Genomic DNA, 5,056 nt, shown 5'->3' with positions numbered 1-5,056 from the left:
TCAGCGCTACCGCGTAACATCACCCACCGAAGCCAGAACCTGCGCCCGCCGATTTACACCGAAATCTGGACGCCACCGTCGTGCGCGTCGGCCGCGTCTTTGTCGACTGGGTTGTGCGCGGCGATTGCGGTGGTCATCTCAGCCCCCAGGCTTGCGGACGCCGATAGGCGATATTGGGAGGTCGGAAACTGCGGCCTTCTGGTATGTCCAAAGATACGAGTGCGAGATCACGATTGCGGTAACGATGCTTAACGGTCACGGCACACAATCGTGCTCCCATACTGCGCGGCGAGCCGTGTGAGCCGCCGTCGAGCTGCCATCATTACGGAAGACCTCTCGCTTCAGCACGCGGGAGGAGTTTGCTCGTAATAGATTCCGTTTTTGCATGTGCCACAACAATTTTCAGACGTCGAAGACAACGTGCAGGTTCAAGGCCAATCATTCCTCGACGAGATGTGGTGGTCATCGCGCACACTAGGACTCGCATCCGACGCTATGGAGGACCGATACCGGAATGAACCCGGTTGCCGAATTCGACTTCATCATCGTGGGAGCAGGCAGCGCAGGCTGCCTGCTCGCCAATCGGCTCAGCGCCAACCCTGATCGCCGTGTCCTCCTGATAGAGGCCGGCGGCAAAGACGACTGGTTCTGGATCAAGGTCCCGGTGGGCTATCTGTACACAATCGCCAACGCGCGCACCGACTGGTGCTTCACGACCGAGGCCGACCCCGGCCTGGCCGGGCGCAGCATTCACTACGCCCGCGGCCGTGTCATCGGAGGCTGCTCGTCGATCAATGCCATGATCCACATGCGCGGACAGGCCAGCGACTACGACCTGTGGGCGCGGGCCACCGGTGACGAGCGATGGCGTTGGGGTGGCCCGAACAGTCCAGGCGAGACGCTGGCGATCTACAAAGAGTTGGAGGACTACTTCGGCGGCGCCGACGACTATCACGGCGCCGGAGGTGAGATCCGCGTCGAGCGGCCACGTGTGCGCTGGAAGATCTTGGACGCCTGGCAGACCGCGGCTGCCGAGGTCGGCATCTCCCCGATCGATGAATTCAACCGGGGCGTCAACGCCGGCTCTGCGTACTTTCACGTGAACCAACGGCGTGGCCGTCGCTGGTCGATGGCCGATGCCTTTCTGCATCCCATCGCCCACCGGCCGAACCTCACCGTCTACACGCAGACCCAGGCCTTGCGGCTTCTGATGGACGACCAGGTCCACGAGGATCAGCGTCGCGGTGCCTGGACCACGGCACAGCAACGCGTCAACGGGCTGCGGCTGCTCAGGGATGGCCACATCGTCCACGTCCGAGCCCGCCGGGAGGTGATCCTGAGCGCCGGAGCTATTGGCTCCCCGCATCTGATGCAGGTCTCGGGTCTGGGCCCGGCGGGCCTGCTTGCCCAGCATCAAGTGCCGGTCGCCGTCGATCTACCAGGAGTGGGCGAAAACCTCCAGGACCACCTGCAGCTTCGAACGATCTACCGGGTCCGGGGCGCCCCGACCGTCAACACGCTGTACCGGAACTGGATCAGCCGTGCGGGCATGGGACTTCAGTACCTGCTGTTGCGATCAGGGCCAATGACGATGCCGCCTTCCACGCTAGGAGCTTTCGCCAAGAGCGACCCCGCGCTGGAAAGTGCCGATCTGGAGTGGCATGTGCAGCCCTTGTCGTTGCCGAAGTTCGGCGAACCCCTGCACCCCTTCGGAGCGATCACTCCTTCGGTCTGCAATCTGCGACCCAGCTCGCGAGGTCATGTGCGCATGGCCAGTGCAGATCCGCTGACCTACCCGAAGATCTTCTGCAATTACCTGTCGACTGACGCCGATCGTCGAATCGCCGTGCGGGGCCTCCGGATGACCCGGCAGATCATGGCGGCGCCGGCTCTGGCCCGCTACCGCCCGCAGGAGTTGTTACCCGGCCCGCAATTCGTGAGTGATGAAGAGCTGCAGAAGGCGGCCGGTGAACTCGGTACGACTATTTTCCATCCGGTGGGTACCTGCGCGATGGGAGCCTTTGACGCCGGCGGGCGGCCGCGTTCGGCCGCCACGGTGCTCGACACCGACTGCCGCGTGTATCGCGTTGCCGGCCTTCGAGTGGTCGATGCGTCGGCCATGCCCACCATCATTTCCGGCAACACGAACGCGCCGGTCATGCTCATCGCAGAGCGCGCAGCGCGGGCGATTGTGGGATAAGTCGGTCAACACCGAGACACGAATCTGGTTGCCCCCGGCAGCGGGGAAGCCTAAGCCGCTCCCCTGCGTCGCGCGACCGCGCGTGCGCAACTCCTTGAGGAGAAATACGGCGGGATCGAATATTGAGGGTTACCAGTAAACCTCGCCGTTTTCGTCAGGTGGATCGCACGAATAGCTCTGTACGTCAACGCCAATCTTGATCGCACGCCGAGTCGATTCGCACGCGGCGTCCGAGGTCATAGCCGAACGGTCACCGTTCGGTATCCATTTGGGAATGCAACCGCGTTTCGGCTAGCGCAGCTCTATCGGCAACAACAGTCACATCGTTAACATCGCGCGATGCAATGTTTGCCCCCGCCGGCCAGCGATGTGCGACTGCGAACGGTTTCCCGCCGCGACGCGCTGCGCTACGCCGCTGCGTTGGCCGGTCTGGGTGCCGCATCAGTAGCCTGCGGCATGCCCACGGCGGCGGCCACCGCTCCTCCCCAACTGATCGACTTCGCCGCGCGCCAGATTCCGGCGCACCAGATCCGCGCTGCCGGCTATAGCGGGGTGGTCAACTACGTTTCGGAGTCGCGTCCTGGCTCATCGTTTGGCGCCAAGCCGATCACTCGGCCCTACGCCGACTCATTGAAAGCCGCAGGCCTGGTGATCGTCAGTAACTACCAATACGGCAAACCAGGTGGGTCGGCACCGTCGGACTTCACGCGGGGCTACGCCGGCGGCATCGCGGACGCGCGCACCGCCTGGCAGCTGCACACCGCCGCGGGCGGCAGCCAGGGTGCACCGATTTTCTTCACCATCGACGAGGACATCAATCGCGACACTTGGAATCGCACCGCGCTGCAATGGTTTCGCGGAATCAACTCGGTTCTTGGGGTTCAACGCACGGGGGTCTACGGAGGCGTCAGGGTGTGTCAGTGGGCCGCGGCTGATGGCGTTGTTGGGTCTTCGAGCACACCTGGCCGCCGCTGGGTCTGGCAAACTCGAGCCTGGTCCGGCAATCAGGTCCACCCCGCCGCTGTTCTCTACCAACGAGTCGTGAGCACCTCGTCCAATCCCGGGCCGAAGGTCGGCGGACTCGAAGTCGACGTCAACGACGTCCTGGCTTCCGATTGCGGCCAGTGGAACCTCCATGCGAGCCATCCAAGTGGCGATGTGCGGTAGTGGCGAGATCGCTGCCCGCAATTCGAGCTAGAGCCCGGATGGCACGACCTTGTCGTTTACCGTCACCGCGACCTGGCCGGTCGTCGGGTTGTACTCGATCTTGCCGTGCTCGAAGGTCGACACCTGCAGGTCGCCGACGGCGTTCACGTCGCTGGTGGGCAAGCCCAGCGGACCTGCCGAACCGTTGGTGCCGGTGACCGCAGGCGTGCCGTCCGGGCCGCGTGGGACATTCCAGGCTTCCCGGATCTTGCCCAGGATGATGTATGCGGGCGTGCCGGCCTCGCCGTTCTCGGCGGTGATCGCGCCGCCCTGGAACTGCTGGAATACCACGCCGCTCTCCCGTGTGTCCGGGTCGCATGGCGCGCCGATGGCGGAGCCAACGGCGTCCGCTATAGAGGAGATTCCGTGGGCCTATTCAAAAAGAAGAAGAAGCAGCCCGAAACAGCTCCCGCTGATGCCAAGGTGTACTACTCCACCCCTTTTGGTGACAAACGACGGCAGACAAAAGCCGTTCTTGCTTGAACGCGAGGGTGTTTGGTACTTCCCGGTCTTTCGCAGCGTGGAATCGATGAAAGAGTTCTACGAGCGGATGAACCGCGCCGCGTACATGATCCTTGAGGGTGACGTAAAGACGGTGATGGACACCAACCGTTCAATTGAGCTGATGAGACGAGTAGGGATCGTGATTGAGCCCCTGAGCGATCATCCGGTTGAGATCAGGCCCGGCTCTTGACGCACGCTTGGGCACAATCACTTCTTGAGGCGTCGTTGTGGGCGCCTGCTGGAAAAGTAGCACTAACTCAGTGCGAAAAGCGTGAGTAGTTCACCACCTGAATCGGCGGTCTACGAACCCAACGTCAACGTTCGATCACTGTCAGCGAGCCATGGTTAAGGTCGCTGGTGACGTATGCGAAGTGCGTGGTTGGGTCGACGGCGATGGCGAGAGGATTGTTTCCGACGGCAAGGATTCCGGTGACGATGCGTCTGGTGGTGTCGATCACGGACACGGACGCACCGCTGTAGTTGGCCACGTAGGCGGTGTTGGTCGGCGGGTCCACCGCCACACCCGCGGGGCGTTGCCCGACGGGCACACTAGCGGTGACGCTGAGGCTGATGGTGTCGACCAAGGACACCGATGCATCGTCACCGCTTGCGATATAGGCGGTGTGCGATGCGGTATCGATTGCGATACCGGCCGGGCGGCCGCGAAGTGCGACGGAACCGATGACGGTTCGGTTCGTGGTATCGATAACCGTCACCGTGGGATCGGCAGTGGTGACAAACAAGCGGTGAGCGGTCCGATCGATGGCGACGCGGCTTGGACCTTTTCCGGTGGGCACGGTCCCCGTCAGGGTATGCGATGTCACGTCGATGACCGACACCGATGCGTTATCACCGTTAGTGGCATAGGCGATACGGGCATCCGGGTCGACCACTACTCCGCCCGGATGGGTGCCGACACCGATTCTGGCGATGACCGTGCCGTTGGTGGTGTCGATGACCGACACCGAGGAGTCATCGTAGTTGGTGACGTAGACGGTCCGGGTCGATGGATCTACGGCAACACCCACCGGGTGGCGTCCTACAGCGATGGTGGCTGTGACCGTGCGGCTGGGTCGTGTCCCTGCCGCGGTGTAAAAGAATCCGGACGTAGGTTCCCTCGAAGACCGGCAAGTCTGATGGAAGGAG

Annotated in this window: 3 protein-coding genes and 2 pseudogenes; 3 read left to right on the top strand and 2 right to left on the bottom strand. The window is 62.8% G+C overall.

What is annotated here, in order from left to right:
• Nucleotides 1-514: 514 nt before the first annotated feature.
• Together AWC17_RS10590 and AWC17_RS10585 are read left to right on the top strand one after the other, a co-directional pair.
• Complete coding sequence (locus AWC17_RS10590) at nucleotides 515-2,200, top strand: GMC family oxidoreductase (RefSeq protein WP_046185642.1); 1,686 nt, start codon at nucleotides 515-517, stop codon at nucleotides 2,198-2,200.
• 339 nt (nucleotides 2,201-2,539) lie between these two features.
• Nucleotides 2,540-3,367 (top strand): DUF1906 domain-containing protein, encoded by an 828-nt coding sequence (locus tag AWC17_RS10585; RefSeq protein ID WP_046185643.1) that lies wholly within the window; start codon nucleotides 2,540-2,542, stop codon nucleotides 3,365-3,367.
• A gap of 27 nt (nucleotides 3,368-3,394) precedes the next feature.
• Here AWC17_RS10585 and AWC17_RS10580 read toward each other — a convergent pair.
• A pseudogene (locus AWC17_RS10580) lies at nucleotides 3,395-3,766 on the bottom strand (LGFP repeat-containing protein); the annotation flags it as partial.
• Between the two features lie 6 nt (nucleotides 3,767-3,772).
• On the opposite strand from AWC17_RS10580, the pseudogene AWC17_RS10575 reads away from it, so the two are divergent.
• Nucleotides 3,773-4,100, top strand: a pseudogene (locus AWC17_RS10575) (hypothetical protein).
• A gap of 124 nt (nucleotides 4,101-4,224) precedes the next feature.
• Here the strand turns inward: AWC17_RS10575 and AWC17_RS10570 are convergent.
• A complete protein-coding gene (locus tag AWC17_RS10570; protein ID WP_085164605.1) occupies nucleotides 4,225-4,938 on the bottom strand; it encodes a beta-propeller fold lactonase family protein in 714 nt (237 codons plus the stop codon).
• Nucleotides 4,939-5,056: the final 118 nt, after the last annotated feature.

Source organism: Mycobacterium nebraskense, from assembly GCF_002102255.1.
GTDB classification, from domain to species: domain Bacteria; phylum Actinomycetota; class Actinomycetes; order Mycobacteriales; family Mycobacteriaceae; genus Mycobacterium; species Mycobacterium nebraskense.
This window is presented reverse-complemented; position numbering and strand designations above follow the sequence as displayed.

What these genes read in the sequence shown, in the direction of transcription:
- AWC17_RS10590 (WP_046185642.1), top strand. Translation starts at nt 515, where the DNA reads ATGAACCCGGTTGCCGAATTCGACTTCATCATCGTGGGAGCAGGCAGC.
- AWC17_RS10585 (WP_046185643.1), top strand. Translation starts at nt 2,540, where the DNA reads ATGCAATGTTTGCCCCCGCCGGCCAGCGATGTGCGACTGCGAACGGTT.